General features: G+C 68.4%; 22 protein-coding genes. 12 read left to right on the top strand and 10 right to left on the bottom strand.

Features of this window, described 5'->3' with window-relative positions; genetic code table 11:
• Nucleotides 1-118: 118 nt before the first annotated feature.
• Nucleotides 119-1162 carry an aldo/keto reductase gene (locus tag ABZS29_RS29045; protein ID WP_355466507.1) on the bottom strand — a complete coding sequence of 348 codons (1044 nt, stop codon included), beginning with the start codon at nucleotides 1160-1162 and terminating at the stop codon, nucleotides 119-121.
• A gap of 58 nt (nucleotides 1163-1220) precedes the next feature.
• On the opposite strand from ABZS29_RS29045, the gene ABZS29_RS29050 reads away from it, so the two are divergent.
• The 8 genes from ABZS29_RS29050 to fdhD all read left to right on the top strand — a co-directional run bounded on the left by ABZS29_RS29050 (nucleotide 1221) and on the right by fdhD (nucleotide 9966).
• Nucleotides 1221-2255: an aminotransferase class V-fold PLP-dependent enzyme gene (locus tag ABZS29_RS29050; RefSeq protein ID WP_355466509.1), complete on the top strand. Its 1035-nt coding sequence runs from the start codon at nucleotides 1221-1223 to the stop codon at nucleotides 2253-2255.
• Between the two features lie 22 nt (nucleotides 2256-2277).
• A complete protein-coding gene (locus ABZS29_RS29055) occupies nucleotides 2278-2700 on the top strand; it encodes a MerR family transcriptional regulator (protein ID WP_355466511.1) in 423 nt (140 codons plus the stop codon).
• A 77-nt stretch (nucleotides 2701-2777) separates the two neighbouring features.
• Entirely contained in the window at nucleotides 2778-3272 is a 495-nt protein-coding gene (locus tag ABZS29_RS29060; RefSeq protein WP_355466513.1) for an NAD(P)H-dependent oxidoreductase subunit E, read from the top strand.
• On the top strand, nucleotides 3269-4846 hold the full coding sequence (locus ABZS29_RS29065; RefSeq protein WP_355466515.1) for an NADH-ubiquinone oxidoreductase-F iron-sulfur binding region domain-containing protein: 1578 nt from the start codon (nucleotides 3269-3271) through the stop codon (nucleotides 4844-4846). Before ABZS29_RS29060 ends, ABZS29_RS29065 begins: the two co-directional genes overlap by 4 nt.
• Nucleotides 4843-7659, top strand: coding sequence for a formate dehydrogenase subunit alpha (fdhF, locus tag ABZS29_RS29070; RefSeq protein ID WP_355466516.1), 2817 nt, complete (start codon nucleotides 4843-4845; stop codon nucleotides 7657-7659). The genes ABZS29_RS29065 and fdhF overlap by 4 nt, the downstream gene beginning before the upstream one ends.
• On the top strand, nucleotides 7656-7874 hold the full coding sequence (locus tag ABZS29_RS29075) for a formate dehydrogenase subunit delta (RefSeq protein ID WP_355466518.1): 219 nt from the start codon (nucleotides 7656-7658) through the stop codon (nucleotides 7872-7874). The genes fdhF and ABZS29_RS29075 overlap by 4 nt, the downstream gene beginning before the upstream one ends.
• Complete coding sequence (locus ABZS29_RS29080) at nucleotides 7871-9154, top strand: molybdopterin molybdotransferase MoeA (protein WP_355466520.1); 1284 nt, start codon at nucleotides 7871-7873, stop codon at nucleotides 9152-9154. Before ABZS29_RS29075 ends, ABZS29_RS29080 begins: the two co-directional genes overlap by 4 nt.
• The gene (gene fdhD, locus ABZS29_RS29085; protein ID WP_355466522.1) at nucleotides 9142-9966 is read left to right on the top strand and encodes a formate dehydrogenase accessory sulfurtransferase FdhD; all 825 of its coding nucleotides are present in this window, start codon (nucleotides 9142-9144) and stop codon (nucleotides 9964-9966) included. Before ABZS29_RS29080 ends, fdhD begins: the two co-directional genes overlap by 13 nt.
• Before the next feature lie 43 nt (nucleotides 9967-10009).
• Here fdhD and ABZS29_RS29090 read toward each other — a convergent pair whose 3' ends face one another.
• Genes ABZS29_RS29090 through alr form a run of 5 tightly spaced genes read right to left on the bottom strand, consistent with a single transcriptional unit; the run spans nucleotide 10010 to nucleotide 14506 of the window.
• On the bottom strand, nucleotides 10010-11533 hold the full coding sequence (locus tag ABZS29_RS29090) for an N-acetylmuramoyl-L-alanine amidase (RefSeq protein WP_355466524.1): 1524 nt from the start codon (nucleotides 11531-11533) through the stop codon (nucleotides 10010-10012).
• Nucleotides 11533-11727: a hypothetical protein gene (locus tag ABZS29_RS29095; RefSeq protein ID WP_355466526.1), complete on the bottom strand. Its 195-nt coding sequence runs from the start codon at nucleotides 11725-11727 to the stop codon at nucleotides 11533-11535. The genes ABZS29_RS29090 and ABZS29_RS29095 overlap by 1 nt, the downstream gene beginning before the upstream one ends.
• A gap of 54 nt (nucleotides 11728-11781) precedes the next feature.
• On the bottom strand, nucleotides 11782-12408 hold the full coding sequence (locus tag ABZS29_RS29100; protein WP_355466528.1) for a M15 family metallopeptidase: 627 nt from the start codon (nucleotides 12406-12408) through the stop codon (nucleotides 11782-11784).
• Nucleotides 12405-13373, bottom strand: coding sequence for a D-alanine--D-alanine ligase family protein (locus ABZS29_RS29105; RefSeq protein ID WP_355466529.1), 969 nt, complete (start codon nucleotides 13371-13373; stop codon nucleotides 12405-12407). The genes ABZS29_RS29100 and ABZS29_RS29105 overlap by 4 nt, the downstream gene beginning before the upstream one ends.
• Nucleotides 13370-14506, bottom strand: a complete 1137-nt coding sequence (gene alr, locus ABZS29_RS29110) for an alanine racemase (protein WP_355466530.1) — start codon at nucleotides 14504-14506, stop codon at nucleotides 13370-13372. The genes ABZS29_RS29105 and alr overlap by 4 nt, the downstream gene beginning before the upstream one ends.
• Nucleotides 14507-14684: 178 nt before the next feature.
• Here alr and ABZS29_RS29115 point away from each other — a divergent pair, with 178 nt between their 5' ends.
• Nucleotides 14685-15227 carry a CGNR zinc finger domain-containing protein gene (locus tag ABZS29_RS29115; RefSeq protein ID WP_355466532.1) on the top strand — a complete coding sequence of 181 codons (543 nt, stop codon included), beginning with the start codon at nucleotides 14685-14687 and terminating at the stop codon, nucleotides 15225-15227.
• Here ABZS29_RS29115 and ABZS29_RS29120 read toward each other — a convergent pair.
• Genes ABZS29_RS29120 through ABZS29_RS29130 form a run of 3 tightly spaced genes read right to left on the bottom strand, consistent with a single transcriptional unit; the run spans nucleotide 15171 to nucleotide 17738 of the window.
• Nucleotides 15171-15836 (bottom strand): GNAT family N-acetyltransferase, encoded by a 666-nt coding sequence (locus ABZS29_RS29120; RefSeq protein ID WP_355466534.1) that lies wholly within the window; start codon nucleotides 15834-15836, stop codon nucleotides 15171-15173. The two genes, ABZS29_RS29115 and ABZS29_RS29120, sit on opposite strands and share 57 nt — an antisense overlap.
• A 32-nt stretch (nucleotides 15837-15868) precedes the next feature.
• Nucleotides 15869-17005, bottom strand: a complete 1137-nt coding sequence (locus ABZS29_RS29125) for an ROK family transcriptional regulator (protein ID WP_355466535.1) — start codon at nucleotides 17003-17005, stop codon at nucleotides 15869-15871.
• Nucleotides 17006-17036: 31 nt separating this feature from the next.
• Nucleotides 17037-17738, bottom strand: a complete 702-nt coding sequence (locus ABZS29_RS29130; RefSeq protein WP_355466537.1) for a GAF and ANTAR domain-containing protein — start codon at nucleotides 17736-17738, stop codon at nucleotides 17037-17039.
• A 102-nt stretch (nucleotides 17739-17840) separates the two neighbouring features.
• Here ABZS29_RS29130 and nhaA point away from each other — a divergent pair, with 102 nt between their 5' ends.
• Nucleotides 17841-19721, top strand: a complete 1881-nt coding sequence (gene nhaA / locus ABZS29_RS29135; RefSeq protein ID WP_355466539.1) for a Na+/H+ antiporter NhaA — start codon at nucleotides 17841-17843, stop codon at nucleotides 19719-19721.
• Between the two features lie 64 nt (nucleotides 19722-19785).
• Nucleotides 19786-20217, top strand: a complete 432-nt coding sequence (locus tag ABZS29_RS29140; RefSeq protein ID WP_355466540.1) for a rhodanese-like domain-containing protein — start codon at nucleotides 19786-19788, stop codon at nucleotides 20215-20217.
• Here the strand turns inward: ABZS29_RS29140 and ABZS29_RS29145 are convergent.
• The gene (locus tag ABZS29_RS29145; RefSeq protein ID WP_355466542.1) at nucleotides 20214-21491 is read right to left on the bottom strand and encodes an FAD-binding oxidoreductase; all 1278 of its coding nucleotides are present in this window, start codon (nucleotides 21489-21491) and stop codon (nucleotides 20214-20216) included. The two genes, ABZS29_RS29140 and ABZS29_RS29145, sit on opposite strands and share 4 nt — an antisense overlap.
• Nucleotides 21492-21538: 47 nt before the next feature.
• Between ABZS29_RS29145 and ABZS29_RS29150 the strand changes: the two genes are divergently transcribed.
• Nucleotides 21539-22939 carry a PLP-dependent aminotransferase family protein gene (locus ABZS29_RS29150; RefSeq protein WP_355466544.1) on the top strand — a complete coding sequence of 467 codons (1401 nt, stop codon included), beginning with the start codon at nucleotides 21539-21541 and terminating at the stop codon, nucleotides 22937-22939.
• Nucleotides 22940-22969 lie beyond the last annotated feature (30 nt).

The raw sequence follows: 22969 nt of genomic DNA on the forward strand, positions 1-22969 counted from the left end.
CGGCAATTTGAACGGATAACCCCGCAAGTTGCCCCTTCTCCCCCCTGTATATGAGGGGAGAAGGGGCAACACCAACGGATATCCGTTCAAATGCCCCGCGCGGCGGGCGGCGGGGCGGCTAGCGGTCGGTGAGGGGGCGGCGGAGGGCGGTGGGGGTGAGGGCGGGGGACTGCCAGGCGCCGTTGGAGTCGTAGATGTCGGTACCGGGCGGGACGATCTCGTCGATGCGGTCGAGGGTGCTGTCGTCGAGGGTGAGGTCGGCGGCCTTGAGGAGGCCGTCGAGCTGCTCCATGGTGCGCGGACCGTTGATGACCGCGGTGACCGCCGGGTGGGTGGTGACGAAGGCGAGAGCGAGCTCGGGCAGGGACAGGCCGTTGTCCGAGGCAACTTCGATCAGCTGCTCGACCGCGTCGTACTTGGCGGCGTTGACCGGCAGGGACGGGTCGAAGCGGTGCGGCGCGAGGGCGGCACGACCGGTGGTGAGGTCGATCGGCTGGTCCTTGCGGAGCTTGCCGGTCAGGAAGCCCCAGGCCAGCGGGCTCCAGGTCAGCACACCCATGTTGAGGCGGCGAGCGGTCGGCAGGACCGAGCGCTCGATGCCCCGGCTCAGCATCGAGTACGGCGGCTGCTCGGTGCGGAACTTGCCGTACCCACGCCGCTCGGAGACGTGGTACGCCTCGACGATCTCCTCGGCCGGGAAGGTCGACGTACCGAAGGCGCGGATCTTGCCCTGGCTGACCAGGTCGGTGAGCGCCCAGAGCGTCTCCTCGATCTCGGTCGTGTGGTCCGGGCGGTGGATCTGGTAGAGGTCGATCCAGTCGGTGTCGAGCCTTCGCAGGCTGTTCTCGACCTCCTGGACGATCCAGCGGCGCGAGTTGCCGCGCCGGTTGCGGGTGTTCTCGTCGTCCAGCGGGAAGTGCACCTTGGTGGCCAGGACGACGTCGTCGCGGCGGCCCTTCAGTGCCTTGCCGACGATCACCTCGGACTCACCGGCGGAGTACATGTCCGCGGTGTCGACGAAGTTGATGCCCTGGTCCAGGGCGGCGTGGACGATCCGGACGCAGTCGTCGTGGTCGGGGTTGCCGACCGCGCCGAACATCATCGTGCCAAGAGCTTGGGTGCTGACTTCGATGCCGGTAGCACCGAGGGTTCGATAGCGCATGGAACGGAGGCTAGGAGCTAGAGCGTTGTCTAGGTCAAGTCGTCCGTAAAGTGGGGAAGTGGATTATTCAGAGCTGTGGGACCCGAAGCCCGGATGGCTGAACACCGCTTCGTACGGACTGCCGCCGCGACCGGGGTGGGAGGCGTTGCAGGCCGCGCTCGCGGACTGGCGGGTCGGCGCGACCACCTGGGAGCCGTGGGACGAGTCGACCACCCGTTCCCGGGAGGCGTTCGCGCGACTGCTGGGCGCTGACTCGACGGACGTGTTCGTCGGCAGCACTGTTTCCGCCGCCCTCGCGCCGGTCGCTGCCGCCTTGCCGGACGGCGCTCGGGTGCTGACCGATGAGGTCGAGTTCACCTCGAACGTCTTCCCGTGGAAGGTGCACGAGGATCGTGGGGTCGAGGTGATCGCGGTCCCGGGGTCGGAGTTGGTTGCTGCGATCCGGCCGGGGATCGACGTCGTCGCGGTCAGCGCGGTCCAGTCGTCGACTGGCGCCGTACTGGATCTTGCCGCAGTAGTTGCTGCCAGCAAGGAGATTGACGCGTTGGTGGTGATCGACGCCAGCCAGGGCATGGGCTGGTTGCCGCTCAGCATCGAAGGTGTCGACGTGCTCGTGGCGCACACCTACAAGTGGCTGATGTCGCCACGCGGCGCCACGCTCGGCTACATGTCGCGACGGTTGCAAGAGCGCTGCCGCCCATCCGCCGCCGGCTGGTACGCCGGTGCCGACGTGCACTCGTCGTACTACGGGAACCGGATGGCGCTGGCCGAGGGGGCGCGCAAGTTCGACCAGTCGCCGGCGTGGTTCTGCTTCGTCGGGGCCGCCCCGGCGCTCGAGCTGGTCGAGCAGATCGGCGTCGAGACGATCAACCGGCACAACCTCGAGCTCGCCAACGAGTTCCGCGACGGCCTCGGGTTGCCGCCGTCGAACTCGGCGATCGTGAGCACGAATCTGCCCGGCGCCGATGCGGCCTTCGCCGCCGCCGGGATCCGGGCAGCGGTCCGCGACGGCAAACTGCGGGCGTCGTTCCACATCTACTCGACCCGAGACGACGTCCAGCAGGCGCTCGCCGCTCTCAAGCCATTGACCTAGAGCCGGGTCTAGGCTGGGCATCATGGGGCTGAGTATCGGACAGGTGGCGGAGCGGACCGGGCTGAGCGTGCACGCGCTGCGGTTCTACGAGCGAGAAGGACTGCTGGCCGACCCGGTACGCCGGGAGTCGAACGGTCGGCGCGTCTACAGCGAGGACGACGTCGACTGGCTGGCGATGTGCATCAAGTTCCGCTCGTCGGGGATGCCGCTGGACACCATTCGCCGCTACACCGACCTGGTTCGCCAAGGCCCCGGTAACGAGCAGGACCGCCTCGACCTGCTCCGCGGTCACCAGGAGTACGTCGCCGCTCAGATCGAAGAGCTGCAGGAGTCGCTGCGGGTCATCACGCACAAGGTGTCGATCTACGAGGAGCATGTGGCCGCAGGCACCGCCAGCTGCCTGTGGGCGCCTCCCGAGGAGCAGTCGGACAGCGCCGCGTCCTAGCGGCTGATAGCCGATGGCTATCAGGTCATAGGCAGCATTGCTTTGACCCCGCTCCCGGGACACGGGATGTTGTATACATGACCAGTGAGGTAGTGGCCGCCGCCTCCGTCCCGGCTCCCGGGCGCGCTCAGCGCGTGCGGGCGATTGCGACCGAGCTGCGCGGGCTCCGGGGCGCCCTGATGCCGATCCTGCACGCCGTCTGCGAAGAACTCGGGTACGTCGACCAGCCCGACGTACCCGTGATCGCCGACGTACTGAATCTGTCGGTGGCCGAGGTGCACGGCGTGGTCACCTTCTACAAGGACTTCCGGCGGGCTCCAGCCGGGCGGACCGTGGTGGCGATCTGTCAGGCCGAGGCCTGCCGGTCGGTCGGTGCCGTCGGGTTGGCCGAGCATGCGAAGCGCACCATCGGCTGCGGGTTCGGGGAGACCACGTACGACGGGCGGATCACGCTCGACGAGGTGTTCTGCTTCGGCAACTGTGCGCTCGGGCCGGCGGTCCAGGTCGGTGAGCGGCTGCATGGTCGAGTGACGCCGGCGCGGCTCGACGCCTTGCTCGGAGACGCGCGATGAGCGGCGACGCGGGAGCCGAGGCGCCCCCCGTCCGCGACTCGGCGGATGCGACGCGCGTTCGGGTGTTTGTGTCGCGGGATTCGGCGGCGCGGTCGGTTGGTGCGGATGAGGTCGCGGAGCGGCTCGCGGCCAGTGGCCGACCCATCGAAATCGTGCGGAACGGGTCGCGCGGAATGTTGTGGCTGGAGCCGCTGGTCGAGGTCGAGACCGCGGCCGGGCGGATCGGCTACGGGCCGGTCGCTCCGGAGGACGTCGACGGGCTGGTTGCGGGCGGCATGCTCGACGGCTCGCGTGAGCTCGAGGCCTGTCTGGGCGCCGTCGAGGCCTTGCCGTGGATGCGGCAGCAGCAGCGACTCACCTTCGCCCGGGTTGGTGTGACCGATCCGCTCTCCGTCGGCGACTACACGTCGTACGGCGGTCTCCGGGGGCTGCGCCAAGCCTTGGCGATGACCCCGGCCGAGGTCGTGGAGACCGTGGTCGAGTCCGGTCTCCGCGGCCGCGGGGGTGCCGGCTTCCCGACCGGCATCAAGTGGCGGACGGTGCTTGGTGCCGAGTCCGATCTCAAGTTCGTCTGTTGCAACGCGGACGAAGGTGACTCGGGGACGTTCGCGGACCGGATGCTGATCGAGGGCGATCCGTTCACGCTGATCGAGGGAATGACGATCGCGGCGTACGCCGTGGGGGCGTCGGAAGGGTATGTCTACCTGCGCTCCGAATACCCGGACGCGATTGCGACGCTCAGGGCCGCGATCGAGCTCGCCCGGACCGAGGGGTGGCTGGGGGCCGATGTCCTCGGCTCCGGGTTCGAGTTCGATCTGCACGTCCGGGTCGGCGCGGGTGCGTACATCTGCGGTGAGGAGACCTCGATGCTGGAAAGCCTCGAGGGCAAGCGTGGGATGGTCCGCGCCAAGCCGCCGATCCCTGCCCTGGAAGGGCTTTTCGGTCTGCCGACCGTGGTCAACAACGTGTTGTCACTGGCAACGGTTCCGACGATTCTGGCCGACGGCGCGGCAGCCTACGCGGCGTACGGGACTGGTCGATCGCTGGGGACTTCGGTCTTCCAGCTGGGTGGGAATATCGCTCGCGGCGGGATTGTCGAGACGGCCTTCGGGATCACGCTCGGCGAGCTGGTCAACGAGTTCGGCGGCGGTACGGCGTCCGGTCGGCCGATCCGCGCCGTACAGGTCGGTGGGCCGCTGGGTGCGTATCTGCCGGTCGAGCAGTTCGACCTGCCGATGGACTACGAAGCGTTCGCGGCCGCCGGGGCGATGGTCGGGCACGGCGGGATCGTGGTCTTCGACGACACCGTGGACATGGCCGCGATGGCCCGGTTCGCCTTCGAGTTCTGCGCGGCCGAGTCGTGCGGCAAGTGCACGCCGTGCCGGGTCGGCGCGGTCCGCGGCGTCGAGACGATCGACCGGATCGTTGCCGGAGACAACCGTGAGAAGAACCTCGTCGTCCTCGACGACCTGTGCGACCTGATGACCGACGGCTCGCTCTGCGCGATGGGTGGGCTCACGCCGCTGCCGGTACGCAGCGCCGTCCGCCACTTCGGAAAGGACTTCGGCTCATGAGTTTGCTCAAGGAACCTGACTTCGGTACGCCGGCCCGCGCGGGCGAGGCGACCGTGGAGCTGCTGGTGGACGGAGTTGCCGTCCAGGTCCCGCCCGGTACGTCGGTGATGCGGGCGGCCAAGCACGCGGGGATCGACGTACCGAAGCTGTGTGCGACGGACAACCTGGAGGCGTTCGGGTCGTGCCGGCTGTGTGTGGTCGAGATCGATGGGGTGCGCGGTACGCCGGCCTCCTGTACGACGCCCGTCGCGCCAGGGATGGTCGTCCGGACGCAGAACGAGAAGCTCGGGAAGCTCCGGCGCGGGGTGATGGAGCTCTACATCTCCGATCACCCGCTGGACTGTCTGACCTGCTCGGCCAACGGCGACTGCGAGCTGCAGGACATGGCCGGCGTCACTGGTCTGCGCGAAGTGCGCTATGGATCCGGGGTCGATGTGGGTGCGAATCACATGGACGCGCCGACCGATTCCTCCAACCCGTACTTCGATTTCGAGGCGTCCAAGTGCATCGCCTGCTCGCGGTGTGTGCGCGCGTGTGACGAGGTGCAGGGCACCTTCGCGTTGACGATCGAGGGCCGCGGGTTCGACTCGAAGGTCGCGGCCGGCGCTGGTGGGTCGTTCTTCGAATCCGATTGTGTGTCGTGTGGTGCGTGCGTGCAGGCGTGCCCGACGGCGACGCTGCAGGAGAAGTCGGTGATCGAGCTGGGGATGCCGACGCGTTCGGTGATCACCACGTGCGCGTACTGCGGGGTCGGGTGCTCGTTCAAGGCCGAGTTGCGGGGTGACGAGCTGGTCCGGATGGTGCCGTACAAGAACGGTGGCGCCAACGAGGGGCACTCGTGTGTGAAGGGCCGGTTCGCCTTCGGGTATGCGAGTCATCCGGATCGCGTGCTGGAGCCGATGGTTCGGGACTCGATCGCTGATGAGTGGCGGAAGGTCTCATGGGACGAGGCGATCTCCTTCACCGCAAGGCGGTTGCGGGAGATTCAGACGCAGTACGGGCAGGGCTCGATCGGTGCGATCACGTCGTCGCGGACGACGAACGAAGAGGTGTACACCGTTCAGAAGCTGGTGCGAGCGGTCTTCGGGAACAACAACGTCGACACGTGTGCTCGCGTTTGTCACTCACCAACGGGGTACGGGCTGAAGCAGACCTTCGGCGAATCGGCCGGTACGCAGGACTTCAAGTCGGTCGACGAGGCCGATGTGATCCTGGTGATCGGAGCGAACCCGACGGACGCGCACCCGGTCTTCGGGTCGCGGATGAAGCAGCGGATCCGGCAGGGCGCTCGGTTGATCGTGATCGATCCGCGGAAGACCGATCTGGTGCGGTCGCCGCATATCGAGGCTGCGCATCATCTTGCGCTTGCCCCGGGCACCAATGTCGCGATGATCAATGCGCTGGCGCACGTGGTGGTGACGGAGGGGCTGGTCGATCGGGAGTTCGTCGCAGCTCGCTGCGAGGACTTCGAGGCGTGGGAAGCCTTCATCGCGGATCCTGTGCACAGTCCGGAGGCGGTCGCTGAGATCACCGGCGTACGGGCGTCTGAGGTGCGGGCGGCGGCTCGGCTGTATGCGACGGGCGGGAACGGCGCGATCTACTACGGACTCGGCGTCACCGAGCACAGCCAGGGCTCCACGATGGTGATGGGCATGGCCAATCTCGCGATGGCGACCGGCAACATCGGTCGGCGCGGGGTCGGCGTGAATCCGCTGCGTGGGCAGAACAACGTGCAGGGGTCGTGCGACATGGGGTCGTTCCCGCACGAGTTGCCGGGCTATCGGCACGTGTCGGACGACGGCGTACGCGAGGTGTACGAGAAGCTCTGGGGTACGCCGCTGCTGAACGAACCGGGACTGCGGATCCCGAACATGTTCGACTCGGCGATCGACGGATCGTTCAAGGCGTTGTTCGTGCAGGGTGAGGACATCGCGCAGTCGGATCCGAACACACAACATGTCTTTGCAGCGCTGGGTGCGTTGGAGTTGCTGGTCGTACAGGACCTGTTCGTCAACGAGACGGCGAAGTTCGCGCACGTTTTGTTGCCCGGGACATCGTTCCTGGAGAAGGACGGGACGTTCACGAACGCCGAGCGGCGGATCAACCGGGTGCGGCCGGTGATGGCGCCGCAGACCGGCAAGCAGGAGTGGGAGATCGTCTGCGAGATCGCACAGGCGATGGGCTACCCGATGCACTACAACTCGGCGGCCGAGATCATGGCCGAGATCGCGTTGACGACACCGACGTTCATGGGGGTGTCGTTCGAGCGGCTGGACCGGGTCGGGTCGATCCAGTGGCCGTGCAATGTCGAGCACCCGGACGGTACGCCGATCATGCACGAATCGGAGTTCACGCGCGGCAAGGGGCGGTTCATGGAGACCGTTTATGTGCCGACGTCCGAGCGGTCGACGCGGAAATATCCGTTGATTCTGACGACCGGGCGGATCTTGTCGCAGTACAACGTCGGTGCGCAGACCCGGCGTACGGCGAATGTCGCGTGGCACCCGGAGGACATTCTGGACCTGCATCCGCATGACGCCGAGGTGCGGGGGATCGAGGACGGCGACACGGTCGCGTTGTCGAGCCGGGTCGGCCGGACCACCTTGCGGGCGAGGCTTTCCGACCGGATGCCGGTGGGGGTTTGCTACACGACGTTCCATCATCCGGTGACCGGGGCGAACGTGATCACGACCGACAACTCGGACTGGGCGACGAACTGTCCGGAGTACAAGGTGACCGCGGTGCAGGTTGATCTGCTGCCTACTTCGGTCGCCGAGGCTCGGGAACCGGTAGCTGCCGGTGATGCGCGATGAGCCGCGCCACCGTGCCGCCGTACGTGCGACTGGCGAACGAGATCGCTGCACAGTTCGCGCATCGGCCTCCCGCTGACGCGGCTGTTGCCATTGCCAATCATTTGAGGGTGACGTGGGATCCGCGGATGAAGCGAGCGTTGATCGATCACGTCGAGGCCGGCGCTGAGGATCTGGACCCCGCGGCGGCGCTGGCCGCCCGGCAATTGAAACCATGAGCCAGCCGAACGACCTCCCTCGACGCGACCACGCGACCTGGGACACGGCGCGCCGCCTCGCGCACCTGGTGGGCCGACCTCGGTCCGCCGTCTCCCGCGCGCTCGCCGACGCGGTCGGCTGCATGCTCGCCAGCCCGCTGGTGGCTCCCACCGCGGTGCCGCCGGTGGACCGCTCAGCCATGGACGGGTACGCCGTCCGCGGGGCTGGGCCGTGGCGCGTCGTCGGTCACATCGCGGTCGACTGTGCTGCCGCGGTTGAGCTTGCCGACGGTCACGCCTGCAGCATCACCACGGGTGCCGCGGTGCCCGCCGGCGCGACAAGCGTCGTACGAGACGAAGACATCGAGTTGGATGGCTCGTGGGTCCGCGGACCGGCCGAGCCTGGCCGGCACATCCGTCGAGCAGGCGAAGAATGCCAAGCAGGCGAGACAGTCCTTCCAGCCGGCATCGTCGTAAACGCTCCCGTCCTAGGCCTCGCCGCCTCCCTAGGCCTCAATCGCCTCACCGTCATCCCGCAACCAGTAGTGGCCGCCCTCATCACCGGCGACGAGTTGGTCCACCAAGGCCCCTCCACCCCCGGCCGAGTCCGAGACGCCATCGGCCCCATGCTCCCCACCCCCATCACCCAAGCCGGCGCAACCCCCGGCCCCATCCTCCACCTCCCCGACACCCGAACAGCCCTCCTAGAAGCCCTCAGCACACCCCAACACCAGCCCCCCACCCCTCGAGACGAGCACTCCCCACCCGCACCCCGGGACCAGCACTCCACACCTCCCCACCCCGCCTCCAACTCAGCTGACCTGATCTTGGTGTCGGGTTCCTCGGCGGCTGGGCCGGCTGATCATCTGCGGGCCGTGTTGCGGGAGGTTGGCGCCGAGCTCGTGGTGGATGGAGTGGAGTGCCGGCCAGGCCATCCGCAGGCGGTGGCTCGGTTGGGAGATGGCCGCGTGGTGGTGGGGTTGCCGGGCAACCCGTTGGCGGCGTTGAGTGCGTTCTTGACGGTGGGGGTGGCTGCGATCCTTGGGCTTAGGGGGCTGCCGTTGCCCGCGCTGCCGATCGCGTCGATTCCGGGTGGGGTGGCGTGCCATCCGCACAGCACGCGGCTGGTGCCGGTGCGCGTGACGCCGCAGGGCGCCGTACCGGTGGGGCATGGAGGATCGGCAATGTTGCGGGGTGCCGCTGGGGCGGATGCGTTGGCGGTGGTGGATCCGGGGCCGGCTGAGGCGATTGCGGCGCGGTTGTTGCCGCTGGATCCGGGGGTGCGGCCGTGGGGCGGCTGATCGCGCGACGGCCGGTGGTTCGGTTCGGGCCGAACGGCGAACGCAGCCGCCCGGACTCACTCGCCGTCGAGGAACCGCTCGAACTGCGCGTCGACGGCAAAGCGCTTGCCGTCACGATGCGCACGCCCGGCCACGATGTCGAGCTCGCACACGGCTTCTTGCACACCGAGGGCGTGATCGGCAGCGTCGAGGACATCCGAGATGCCCGGTACTGCGATTCGCGCGACGACGAAGGCCGCAACACGTACAACGTGCTCGATGTCGGCCTGGCCCCCGGCGTACCGGCTCCCGTCACCGGGGTCGAGCGCAACTTCTACACGACGTCGTCCTGCGGGGTCTGCGGCAAGGCATCCCTCGATGCAGTTCGCTTGAAAACAAGGCATTCCCCGGCCGACGACGACGTCCAGATCCGGTACGACGTACTGGCGAAGCTCCCCGACGTACTCCGCACGAGGCAGCAGGTCTTCGACCGCACCGGCGGCCTCCACGCCGCCGGCCTCTTCACCCCGACCGGCGAACTGCTCGTCGTACGCGAGGACGTCGGCCGCCACAACGCCGTCGACAAAGTCGTCGGCTGGGCCGTACTCAACAACAGGATCCCGGCGCGCGGCCTGATCCTGATCGTCTCCGGCCGAGCCTCCTTCGAGCTCGCCCAGAAAGCCGTCATGGCCGGCATCCCCGTCCTGGGCGCCGTCTCCGCCCCCAGCTCCCTAGCGGTCGACCTGGCGCACGAATCCGGCCTCACCCTCGCCGGATTCATCCGCAACAACTCCCTCAACGCCTACACCCACCCCACCCGCATCACCCCGTAGCCGCCTTAGAACACACAACGGGAACGGATATCCGGTCGCGTGGCTACGAGCTAGCGGCGAGGGAGCCGCCCCAGTTGTCGGTGGCTTGGCGGGCTTCGGCGTCGACGAAGAAGCGGTGTTCGAGGGAACCGTCGGCGATCCGGTAGAACGCGTGGTGGGCGTCGGCGGTGGACAGGCCGATCGGGTCGTCGGTGACCACGCCGAGGGCGCCCCAGTTGTCGGCCTCGGGCGGGTCGATGGTGGGGGACCAGTAGAAGTGGACGAGGTCGCCGTTCTCCTTGCGGGCAAGGACATGCTGCTGATTCTTGTGCGCGAACGCATGTGGGTTGCCGACGAACGGTCCACCGGTCCAGATGTCGCCGAGCACCGAGGTACCGTCGAGGAAGCGGTGCTGCAGCTGCCCCTCAGCGTTCCGGAAGAACACATGCGCCTGTACGCCGGTACTGAACCCAGTCACGTCCGAGGTCACACCCGCAGTGACGCCCCAGTTGTCAAAACCCGGATTGCCACCGGGAACCCAGTACCAGTGCTTGAGCTCCCCGTTCGGTCCACGACCGAAGATGTGCTGTTCGTCCTTGTGCACAAAGGCATGAGGGTTCCCGACGAACGGTCCACCGGCCCACACGCCGGTCGTGATCTGATCGGTGCCCTGGTCCCAGAACTTGTGCTCCAGATTCCCGTCGGGGTTGCGGTAGAACAGGTGCTGCTGGTTCTTGTAGGCGAACCCGGTCGGGTTCGACAGCACGCGCCCCTCGGTGCCCCAGGTGTCGAGCACCGGCGCGCCGGTGCCGGCCTGCCACCAGTGCCGCATGGTGTTGTCCTTGCCGCGGGCAAACACATGCTGCTGGCCGTTGTGGACATAGCCGATCGGCTTCCCGGCGAGGTTACTCGAACCCCAGTCCTGCACGACCTTGTCCGTCCCCGGCGACCACATCAGGTTCACCAACGTGCCGCCGGTACCGACCGCCGTCACGTGCTGCTGGTCGAGATACCGGTACGCCTGGCCACCCGCGCCGCCACCACCGGCAAGCCGCTGGGCGATCTCCGCGCGCAACGCGTCCAGGTCGATGAACGACGGGTCGATCTTGCCCGTCGTACTCGTCTCCCGGTGCCCGCGGACGTAGCTGGCGTCCCGCCCGAGTTGCCGCAGTACGGCGACAGTCGCCGTCACCGAGGCGTCGTACTGAGCAGGGGTCATGTGCTGGTTGACGCCGTCGTAGTCGATCTCCCAGCCGACCAGCATGGTGTTGCCGTCTCCGGCCGGGATCGGACCGCTGGCCCTGGCCGCGCCCGCGTGGTTCGCGCGGTTGGCGGAGATGATGTGGAACACGCCGTTGTAGTCGACCAGCGCGTGGCACAGCGGCCCTTGCAGGTCGGAGCGCCCGTTGATGCAGATGTTCAATGCCGGCGCCGGGTTGCTGGCACTGGATCGAGCCGCGGTGTGGTGCCAGAGCACGCCGATCGGGTTGAACGACCCGGAGACTCCCCGAGCCTTCCAGTTGCCCTCCTCGACGACCTGTACGCCGGCCGCCCGCAGCACGTCCGCGAGCCAGGTGATGCTCGCCATCAGCGGAGCACCATCGGGTCGGCCGCGATCAGATCGGCCAGGCACTCAGGCTTCTTCTTCAGCGCCTGAGCGGGAGCGGCCGAGAGCCCTACCTGCGCGGCCAGCGCCACGGCCGGGATACTCAGCAGAATTCTGCGGCGGGACAACCTGGGCGGGGTCATGATGCCTCCAACGATGAAGATCGGTGCAGACATGGGACCAGCCGCGGCTACCCCGCAGCAATCAATGCAATGTGGGTGGAATGGCCTTCACCGAGCGTCAGGCCAGGCGACGGGACCGTAGATGGCGTGCGGCTGATCCTCGGCGTAGGCCCAGTAGCGGTCACCGTACGACCAGTGCCACCACTCGGTCGGGTAGTTGACGAAGCCGGCCGAGGTCAGGACGTCGGCGAGGAGTTCACGGTTGGTGCGGGCTTCGCGGCTGATATTCGCCGCGGCGAAGAAGCACGCTCCGTCACTCTGCTCGGGTGTCGCATCGATCGGCGTACCGAGATCGAGTGGACCACTCGCTCCCACCAGAGTCAGGTCGACGGCGGCACCGGCCACATGCGGCGCGACCTCGACCGGCGAGACGAACCGGCTCGCCAAGACGTGGATCTCAGCCTCGGAAAGGTCCGGATTGAGCGTGCGCAGCTCCGCGGAGTAGCCGTCGAAATACTTGCGCTGCAAGTCGAGCGGCCGCAGCCCCTCGACCACGTGCAGCCGGATCCCGGTAGGAAGAAAGGTGTTCGCGAGCACGAGCCGGTCCGCGACACCCTCGCGCGAATAGGCCAGACCAGGCGTGTCGATCCCCCGCGTGGCGAGCTCGATGAGCGGCTCTCCGTTGTCGACGGCCTCGATCCGGGTGATCCGCTCGTCGCTCAGCAGCACCGTCACGACTTGGCCACCGCGGTCTCGATCAGCACCCCGACGACATCGGCGTACGAGTAGCCGGCCGCTGCCCACATCCGCGGGAACTGCGAGGCCGGGGTGAAGCCGGGGAGCGTGTTGATCTCGTTGACGACGGGCTTGCCGTCCGCGGGGACGAAGAAGTCGACCCGGGCCAGGCCCTGGCAGCCGAGCACCTCGAAGACCTCGAGCGCGGTCCGGTTCAGCAGCTCGGCGAGCTCCGGGTCCAGCGGCGCCGGTACGACGAACTGGGTCGCGCTCTCGGCGTCGTACTTGGCGGTCGCGTTGAAGAACGGCTGCGCGGGGTCGCTGTGGATCTCCAGCGGCGGGCCGACCTCGACCCGGCCGTCGGGGAACTGCAGCACGGCGAGGTCGATCTCGCGGCCGACCATCTCCTTCTCGACCAGGACCTGCGGGTCGAGCTCGGCCGCGGCGGCGATCGCGTCGGCCAGCGAGGCCAGATCGGTCGCCCGGCCGACGCCGAAGCTGGAGCCGCCGTTGGCGGGCTTCACGAAGACCGGGAACTCGACATCGGCCTCCTTCAACTTCTGTACGGCGGCCTCGGTGTCGCTGGTCTCCGCACCGAACAGCCGGACGCCCGGGGTGACCGGGATGCCGTGCGCGCGCAGCACCGCCTTGGTCAGGTGCTTGTCGAGGCCGACCGCGCTGGCGGTGACGCCACTGCCGACGTACGGGACCTTCAGTTGGTCGAGGAAGCCCTGCAGGCGGCCGTCCTCGCCGTACTCACCGTGCAAACCGATCAGTACGACGTCGACGGAGCGGAGCAGGTCGATCGACTCATGGAGACCGTCGGCCCAGTCGCCCTGCTGGTCGATGACGAGCGGAACCGCGGTGTGACCGAGCTCGGTCACCGCGTCGGCGATTCCCTTGCCGCTGGCCAGGGACACGTGGTGTTCGGGGCTGGCGCCGCCCATCACGACCGCGACCTTCATCGAGTTGCCTCCTCGTAACGACGGGGCACCCGAACTCCGATGCCACAGTAGATTTCGTGCGGGATGGTTCCGGCCCAGTCCGCCCAGTCCTTGGCGGTCGGTTCACCGTGTGAGCCGTCTCCGAAGATCGTCACCGGCTCGCCCGGGTCGACCGCCAGGTCACCGGCGTCGACGACGAACTGGTCCATCGCGATCCGCCCGACGATCGGCATCCGGAGCCCGCGGCACAGCACACTAGCCTGCCCGGCCGCGACCCGCGGAATCCCGTCGGCGTAGCCCAGCGGCACCAGTAGCACGGTGCTGGACCGCTCGGCGACGAATTCATGTCCGTACGAAACGCCCTCGCCGGCGCCGATCCGGCGGACCTGGGCGGCCTTGCTCATCAGCCGCATCGCCGGGCGCAGGCCGATCCCGGTCTCGTCGATGCCGTACAGCCCGGCGCCGATCCGGATCACGTCGCAGTCGGGCGCGTCGAGGGTGATCGCACCGGCCGAATTGGCCAGGTGCAGCACGCTCGGGTTCAGTCCTGCGCGCCGGGCCAGCACCACCCCGGTCCGGAGCAGCTGCAACTGCTTCCGGCTCTGGACGGCGTCGGGATCGTCGCCGTGCGACAGATGCGACCAGATTCCCCGGACGGCGAGCGTCCCGAGCGCCTCATGGTGCGCCGCGGCCCGGGTCAGTTCGATCCACTGGTCGGGGGTGCTGCCGGCCCGGTGCAGACCGGTATCGAGCTTCAGATGCACGTTCTTGACGGCCGGGATCGAGGCGACCCGCTGCAACTCGGCGACCGTGGAGATGCTGACATCGACATCCATGTCACCGAGCAGCATCAGCTCGGCGGCGTCGTACAGCCAGGTCAGGATCGGGGCGGTCAGGCCGGCCGCCCGCAGCTGCAGCGCCTCGTCAGCGCGCGCGACTCCCAGCCAGGTGGCGCCCGCCTCCAGCGCGGCCCGCGCCACCGGTACGGCGCCGTGCCCGAACGCGTCGGCCTTGACCACGGCCATCACGTCCTGCGGGGTCAGCCGCCGGAACGTCCGCACGTTGTCCCGGATCGCCGAGAGGTCGACGACGGCCTCGGACAGGCCGGCCAAACCGGTAGGCGCCGGACGCTGCCGGGTCTGGACCAAGTTCATGTTCCTCATTGTTGTAGCTGGCAACCATCAGTTCATCGGATCGCAGAAGGATGTTGCGGAGATCTGACGTACGACCTCAGTAGGACGCCCGGCGACCGCATTTAGTTGACTCGACACTACCTTTCGCTACCGAGCGTGAGATTGGGTGGCTGTGCGCAGCTGCCGGATACTGGGCGGCATGGAGCCCACCGAGCACCTCCAGGCGTCGCTCACCGCGGCCGTCGCGCTGGCGAACGTCTTCGGTGCGCCTCAGCGTCAGGGCCGCCCGGCCGCGCCGCCGGACGCCGAGGCCGTCCGCGACGTGCTGCGGCTCACAACCAACCGAACCGTCCCGATCGAAGTTCATGACTACGAGACGGGCGCGCGGCAGTTGTATGACGCGCTGAGCCTGCTTCCCGACCTCGACAAAGCGGTCGAGGTCGTCAACGACCTGCTGCGCCGCACCCAGGCGGCCCCGCAACTCACCCGGGAGCCCGGCCAGCTGTGGCATCTGCATTTCGCCGCGCCGGGTGCTTCGGTCGCGACCGGCTGGCTCGCCGAGTTCGCTACCGCGGTGGCGATGCTGCTCGGCAGCCACGACTCGGAACGCCTACGGCGCTGCGCGGCCGAGCGGTGTGACGATCTGTTCCTGGACTCGACCCGGAACCGCACGCAGCGGTTCTGCTCAACGGCCTGCCAGAACCGCACCAAGGTCGCCGCGCACCGCGCGCGCACTGCCTGAGGCGGTCACCATGGTTGCTTCCGGCAACCACCCGAGCGAACGGTAGAGGTGCACTCCGACCTCGGTCGCCATCAGGAACCCGGCGGTGGCGCCGCGTTCGGCGGCTTGTCCGGCCAGAGCCCCCATGATCACGCTGCCGAGGCCGCGCCGCCGGTGGTCAGGATCGGTCGCGATGTCGTGCATGACCGCGTCGCCACCAACGACGGCAGCCATCCCGTGGGCTGCAACGCTACCGTCGGTGGTGAGAAGTTGGGCGTACTCCAGCGGTCCTTCGCTGCGCAGCGCGAGGCGGTACGGCGTAGGTGTCGCCGGCCGCGGGTGGTCACGCAGTGCGATCGACATCAGCACCTTCTGCTCCGCGAACGGCTGCAGCCCCGCGGTGACAAGTCGCTCGGCCACAGCATCGCCGTACGGCGTGGTGACGGTCAGCCACGTGGTCTCGGTGACGACAGGGGCCAGCCGGTCGATGAGCGCGGCGTTGTCCGTGAACAGTTCGCGCTCGCGGCCGGGCAGGTTGAGCTGCGCGAGCAGAACGTCGTCGTACTCGATCGGCTGGTCCAGGCCACGACACAGCCGCCATCCGGCGATCCACCGCCTCACGGTTTCCATGACGACGAGTGTAACTGTTTATTTCGAGTTAGTCAGTTACCAAGGACGAAGGTCTGGATCGCGATCACCGCACCGCCGCGGGCCCACTCGGTGAAGTCGGCCGGCTGCAGCACCATCGGCAGCTCGACACCGGAGGGGTGCCGGTCGGCGTGCAGACCGGTCAGCAGGTCGGTCCGGGCGACCTCGGCGAGCCGAACGCCCTCGCCGCCGAGGACGACCAGCTGCGGCATGGTGAAGTTCGTCGCCGCGGCGATCAGCTTCCCGAGGGCGTAGCCGGCCTCGGCGACGATCGGTTCGGCCGTCGGATCTCCCTTCGCGGCCAGATCGAGGCACTCCTCGTAGTCGATCGATCGCCCGAGCGCGGCGCCGACGCGGGTGGTGATCGAGCTGACGGTGAGCAGGCTGAGCGCACAGCCGCGATGCCCGCGGTCGCAGAGCGGACCGTTGGGGATCAGCGGATGGTGGCCGATCAGGCCGATGCTGGTGTCCGGGCTCTCGATGGTCCGGTTGTGGATGACCAGGCCGTAGCCGACGCCGGCGCCGATCGTGATCAGCACGAACCGGTCCGTGCCGCGGCCGGCGCCGAACCAGTGCGTCGCCTCGGTCAGCGCGACCAGGTCGTTCGCCACCACAACCGGCGTACTGGTTGCGGCGGCGAGCAGCTCGCCGAGCGGTACGTCGACCCAGTCCAGGTAGGGCCCCCAGCGAACTTCCCTGCCATCAGCGACGCGGCCGCCGATCGTGACGCCGAGCCCGGTGATCGGCCGTTCGCTCTGAGCGGCGAGATCGTCGGTCATCTCGAGGATCAGATCGACCACCACCGACGGTGTGTGGTCCGTCAGCGGCCGTTCCAGGCTCGCGATCACCTCGGCCCGCAACGTCGTCAGTACGCCGATCGCCCGGTCACCGGTGAGTTTCACGCCGACGAAGTGATGGGCCGCAGGGTCGAGATCGAGTGGCTGCGACGGCCGTCCGACCCGCGCATCGGTCGGCCCGGCCGAGACCTCGACCAGCAGGCCGGACTCGACCATCGGCTTGGTCAGCCGGGTCAGGCTCCCTGGCGACAGTCCAACTCGCCGGGACAGTTCGGCGCGCGACAGCGGTCCGTCCAGCAGGATCTCCAACGCGACCTGCCGGGACGGCCCCGCCAACGGCTGCCAGTTCCCCATCCCGACAGCCTAATCCTGCGCCGGTAGCGCGTCAGTGCGGCAGTTTGCGGGTGTCGATGAGCTGCTGGGCGACGTCGCGGAGCTTGGTGTTGGTGTCCTGCGAGTAGCGCTTGAGGATCGCGAACGCGCGGTCGCCGTCGACGTCGAAGCGCTCCATCAGGATGCCCATCGCCTGACCGACCAGTTTGCGGGCGTCGACCGCCTGCGCCATCGTCTCCTCGTGCCGCGCCGAGGCCAGGGCCACCGAGGCGTGCCGGGCCAGGATGTGCGCAATCGCCTCGTCGTCCTCGCTGAAGGCGTCCGGAGTCGGGCTGTAGAGACCGAGGACGCCGACCGTCTGCCGCGACGAATCACCGGTCGCCAGCGGTACGTCGAGCACGCTGCGGACCCCCAGTGCGGCGACCTTGGCGGTCCATTCCGGCCAGCGGCCTTCGGTCTCGGTGTCCCGGATCAGCACCGTGCTCCGGTCCCGCAGGGCGGTCACCAGCGGACCTACTTCAGTGCGCAGCTGCAGGTTGTAGACATCGGCGACGACCGGGTCGGTCACCGCGGCCACCTCCGGACTGCCACCACGCGTGTACAGAGCGACACCGGCGTAGCTACAACTCAGTGCCTGCAAGGCGAACTGGACGACGGCGTCGATCGTCTCCTCGACACCGGGAGCATCATGCAGCTCGATCGCGAGCCGTGCGAACGCATCCGCCGAGGTGGCAGTGAGCTCTTGCTCAGTCAACGGGCTACTCCACTCGCTCGGTTCACCGGAGCCCGGGTCTCGGGGCGTCCGCAGGAGACATCATGCAGCCTTCTACCCAGTTTTCGGCACTAGGGTTACCTCATGGCGGACTTCCCGGCGCTGTCGAACGGCCGGACGAATTGGCGGCGGGAGTTCGCGGCTCCGATGCGTAGCTTCCTGCGCACCGAAGCGGGCAGCTCCGGAGTGCTCGCGGCGGCGATTCTGGTCGCCCTGCTCTGGGCGAATCTCGCCCCGGACTCGTACGACGGCTTCTGGCGAACCGACCTCTCGTTCGAGCTCGGTCACCATGGGTTCGGGCTGGATCTGCGGGAGTGGATCAACAGCGGTCTGATGACGCTGTTCTTCCTGGTCGTCGGGCTGGAGGCGCGGCGCGAGTTCGACCTCGGCGACCTGCGGGACCGCAGCCGGTTCGTGCTGCCGGTGATCGCGGGCATCTCCGGGATGGCCGCGCCGGTGCTGATCTACCTTGCCTTCAACCTCGGCACGGACACCGCGCACGGCTGGGGTGTGGCGATGTCCACGGACACCGCGCTGGCGCTCGGGCTGCTCGCACTGGTTGGCCGCGGGGTCCCGGATCGTGTCCGGGTCTTCCTGCTGACGGTGTTCGTGGTCGACGATCTGCTGGCGTTGGTCGTGATCGCGGTCGTCTACAGCGAGAACATCGAGCTGATGCCGCTGCTGATCGCGGTGATCGCCTTCGCCGTCGTCCTCGCCCTCGCGTTGCTCCGGGTCCGCAAACCCTGGGTGTACGTCGTTCTCGGCGTGATCACGTGGGCCGCGCTGCTCACGAGTGGCGTCGACCCGGTCGTGGCCGGGCTGGCGATCGGCCTGACCGCACCGGCGTACTCGCCAGGGCGGGAGGAGCTCGAGCAGGCGAGCGGGTTGTTCCGGGTCTTCCGCGAGCAGCCGACCCCGGAGCTCGCGCGGTCGGCGACCGTCGGTCTGACCGCGACGATCTCGCCGAACGAGCGGCTGCAGTTCCTCTACCATCCCTGGACCAGCTACCTGATCGTTCCGCTGTTCGGCCTCGCCAACGCCGGTGTCACCATCGACGCGGAGTTCCTCGGCCGAGCCATCACCTCGCCGGTCACGCTCGGCATCCTGATCGGCTACGTGGTCGGCAAGCCGGTCGCGGTCACGCTGGTCTCCTGGCTGCTCGACCGCTTCTCCGGCGGCCGGTACGGACCGCAGGTCGGCTGGGCCGCCGTCGCCGGCAGCGGCACGATCGCCGGCATCGGCTTCACCGTCTCCTTGCTGATAGCAACGATCGCGTTCGACGGGCCGGCGCTGGCGGAGGCGAAGCTCGGCCTGCTCCTGGCGGTGGTCGTGTCGGCCGCGGTGACCTGGGCGGTCTTCCGCTCGGTCCATCTGCTCAGTCCGCCGAAGAAGGCGCTCGCGCTTCTCGGCCGCGCCGAGGAGCTGGTCGACCTCGCCGATCCGGTCGACCCCGAGATCGATCACGTCCGTGGTCCCGAGACCGCCTCGGTGACGCTCGTCGAGTACGGCGACTTCGAGTGCCCGTACTGCGGGATCGCGGAGGCCGCCGTACGGGATCTGTTGCAGGACGACGATCTGCGGTACGTGTGGCGGCATCTGCCGTTGTCGGATGTGCATCCGCGAGCGCAGATCGCGGCCGAGGTGGCCGAGGCCGCGCACGAGCAGGGGGCATTCTGGGAGATGCACGATCTGCTGCTCGCCAATCAGGAGAACCTGCAGCCCAAGGACCTGATGTCGTACGCCGAGCAGCTCGGCCTCGACAACCAGCGGCTCCATGACGACGTGAAGCGGCATGTCGCCGCGGCCAGGGTCGCGCGGGACGTCGAGTCGGCCGACCTGAGCGGCGTCTCCGGGACGCCGACGTTCTTCATCAACGGCCAGCGGCACTACGGTGCGTACGACGTCGAGACGCTGAAGACCGCGATCAAGGTGGCGCGAGCCCGGGCCCGAATCAACGCTGGCTGAATCTTGTCGCACTAGGTCATTTCTGCCACTGTTGCGCCGATCGAGGTTCGCTCAGGCTGAGCACATGACCGAACAGACCGCAGCCGTTGCCCACTTCGCCGGCCGACTCGCCTTCGAGACCGACGTATCCGATGTCGCCGCCGAGATCGGCGCCGGTACGACGGGCTGGGTGCTGATCGACAGTCGCAGTCAGGAGAGCTGGGATCAGGGACACGTCCCGGCCGCCGTCCATCTGCCGACGCGCGAGATCGCGGCGCGCGCGGCGGACGTCGTACCGGCTGGGGTGCGGGTGGTGACGTACTGCTGGGGGCCTGGCTGCAACGGTGCGACCCGAGCGGCGCTGGAGTTCGCCAAGCTGGGCTACTCGGTCAAGGAGATGATCGGCGGCTTCGAGTACTGGGCGCGGGAGGGTCTGCCGGTCGAGACCGCCGCCGGGATCGAGCGTCGGGAGTCTGACCCGCTGACCGCTCCGCGAGGCATCGCCTGCGCCTGCTAGACCTTGGTGAGCACTGCAGGGGCGATGTTCTGGTTGAGGTGGAAGAGGTTCTCCGGGTCGTACTTCGCCTTGAGTTCGGCCAGCCGGGCGAGCTTGGCCGGCGGGAAGGCGCGGTGGATGGCCTCACCGTTCAACGTGTTCACGTAGGCACCTTGGGCGTACGGCGTCAGGGTGGCGGCGTACTCGCGGACCTGGCGGATCCGGGCCTCGTCCTCGGCGGCGTCCTCCCAGCGAGTGGACGTCACGAACTCGAACTGGGTGTCGCGGTGGCTGAAGGCGGCCGCCTCGTCCGGGGTGTCGGCGATCGCGCCGCCGTACGCCTGCAGGCTCGCCGAGACGCCCGGCGTGTTGATCAGCGCCTTGATCGCCTCGTCGGGCAACGACTTGAAGTAGTGGCCCTTCCAGTAGCGGCGGTACCGGTGGCCCTGCACGCTGTCGTCCCTGCTCTGCAAGGTCAGATAGGGCATCGCCTCGACACTCTCGTGGACCACCGGGCCGAGGGCGCGGAACGCGGGCAGTAGCTCCTCTCCGAGCGGTCCGACCCAGACATAGCCGAGCGTGACGCCGTTCGGCGTGATCGAGGCGGTGAAGGTCGCCTCGCGCGGGGCGGTCCGGTTCAGTTCCCGCCAACCACGCAAGGCGTCGTACGCCGCCTCGACCGGATAGGTGAACTCGGCAACCAATGTGCGGGTGCCGATCTCGTGCAGCCGGAACTCGAACGACGTGACGACACCGAAGTTGCCACCGCCACCGCGCAGGCCCCAGAACAGGTCGGCGTTCTCGTCGGCGGTGGCGCGGACGACCTCGCCGTTCGCGGTCACCACTTCGTACGCCGTCACGTTGTCGCAGGCGAGCCCGAAGCGGCGGGCCAGCCAGCCCATCCCGCCGCCCAGCGTGAGTCCGCCGACCCCGGTGTGCGAGACGTTGCCCGCGGTCGTCGCCAGGCCGTACCGCTGGGCGGCCCGGTCCAGCTCGCCGAGCAGCGCGCCGCCCTGGACGATCGCGGTTTGGCGTTCGAGGTCGATCTCGACCGCGCCCATCGGGGTCAGGTCGATCATCAGTCCGCCGTCGGGGACGGCCAGGCCGGCGATGTTGTGGCCGCCGCAGCGAATGCCGAGCTCGAGGCCCGAGCTGCGGGCGAGCAGGACCGCCTCCACCACGTCGGCGGTCGTCGTACAGCGGGCGATCACGGCGGGCCGGCGGTCGATCATGGCGTTCCAGACCGTGCGGGCGTCGTCGTACCGGGGCTCTCCGGGGTGCAGGAAGGTCGTCATGTCTTCCACCCTGACAGCGCGGCGGTACTCCGATAAGGTCCAGTTTCGTGAGCCGAATCAGGACCAGTTCCGGAGAACTGCTGATCGAGCTCCAGCGCTCCGGCGGCGCCCCGCTGCATCAGCAGCTGGAGAGTGGGATCCGGGACCGGATCCGGGAGGGCAGGCTGCGGGCCGGCGCGGTGATGCCGTCGACCCGCTCGTTCGCCGAGGATCTGGGGTTGTCGCGGGGCGTGGTGGTCGAGGCCTATCAACAGCTTGTGGCCGAGGGGTATCTGGTCAGCCGGCCCGGCGGGTACACCGAGGTCGCGGAGGTGGCCGCGATCGAGCCGCCCGGTACGGCGTCGCCGTCCGAGGCGGTGGCGCGGATCGACTTCCGCTACAGCCGGCCGGACGTGTCGCAGTTCCCCCGAGCGGCGTGGCTGCGGTCGATCCGCCGGGTGCTGAACGAAACGCCGTACCGGAGTTTGGCCTATATCGACGGCCGCGGCACGATCGAGCTGCGGACAGCGTTGGCGGACTACCTCAACCGAGTCCGCGGTACGGCGGCGCGGCCGGAGCACATGCTGATCTGCAACGGGTTCGCGCAGGGCTCGCGGTTGTTGCTGCAAGTCCTTGCTGCGCAGGGATATCGCTGTATCGCGGTCGAGGATCCGTCGGACGACGATCTGCGCCGAGTGGCCGCGGCCGCCGGGCTGGAGACGGTCGGCGTACCGGTTCTTGAGGGTGGCGTTGATGTTGAGGCGCTGGAGCGGTCCGGGGCGGACGTCGTACTGGTGACGGCGGCGCATCAGTTCCCGACAGGTGTGGTCACGTCGGCGGAGACTCGGGCGGCGTTGCTTGCCTGGGCGACGCGGCGGGACGGTCTGGTGATCGAGGACGACTACGACGCCGAGTTCCGGTACGACCGGGAGCCGATCGGCGCGATGCAGGGGCTGATGCCGGACCGGGTCGCGTACGCCGGGACAGCGAGCAAGACGTTGGCGCCGGGGCTGCGGTTGGGGTGGATGATCCTGCCGCCGCGGCTGGTCGAACCGATGGCGCAGGCGAAGCTGATGGACGACCGCGGGTCGCCCGTGCTCGATCAGCTGGCGTTCGCGGACTTTGTTGCCCACGGTGAGTTCGATCGGCATCTGCGCCGGATGCGGCCGCGGTACCGGTTGCTGCGGGACACGTTGGTGGAGCGGCTGGCCTTGCGGCTCCCTGAGCTCGTGCCGACCGGCATCTCGGCCGGGCTGCATGTGATGGCGTTGCTGCCGGAGGGGTTGACCGAGGATGCGGTCCAGGCCGCCGCACTTCAGCGCGGTCTTGGTGTCTATGGGCTGGGGCCGTACTGGGTGACCTCGCCGGGGCCGGCCGGGCTGGTCTTCGGATATGGCGGCCTGACGGTGAACACGGTGGTCGAGGGGATCGACCTGCTGGCGGCGGCGATCCACTCGGTAGATGAATAAATATGCATTCCTTTGCAAATTGATTCGGGC

Source organism: Kribbella sp. NPDC005582, from assembly GCF_040605415.1.
GTDB lineage: Bacteria > Actinomycetota > Actinomycetes > Propionibacteriales > Kribbellaceae > Kribbella.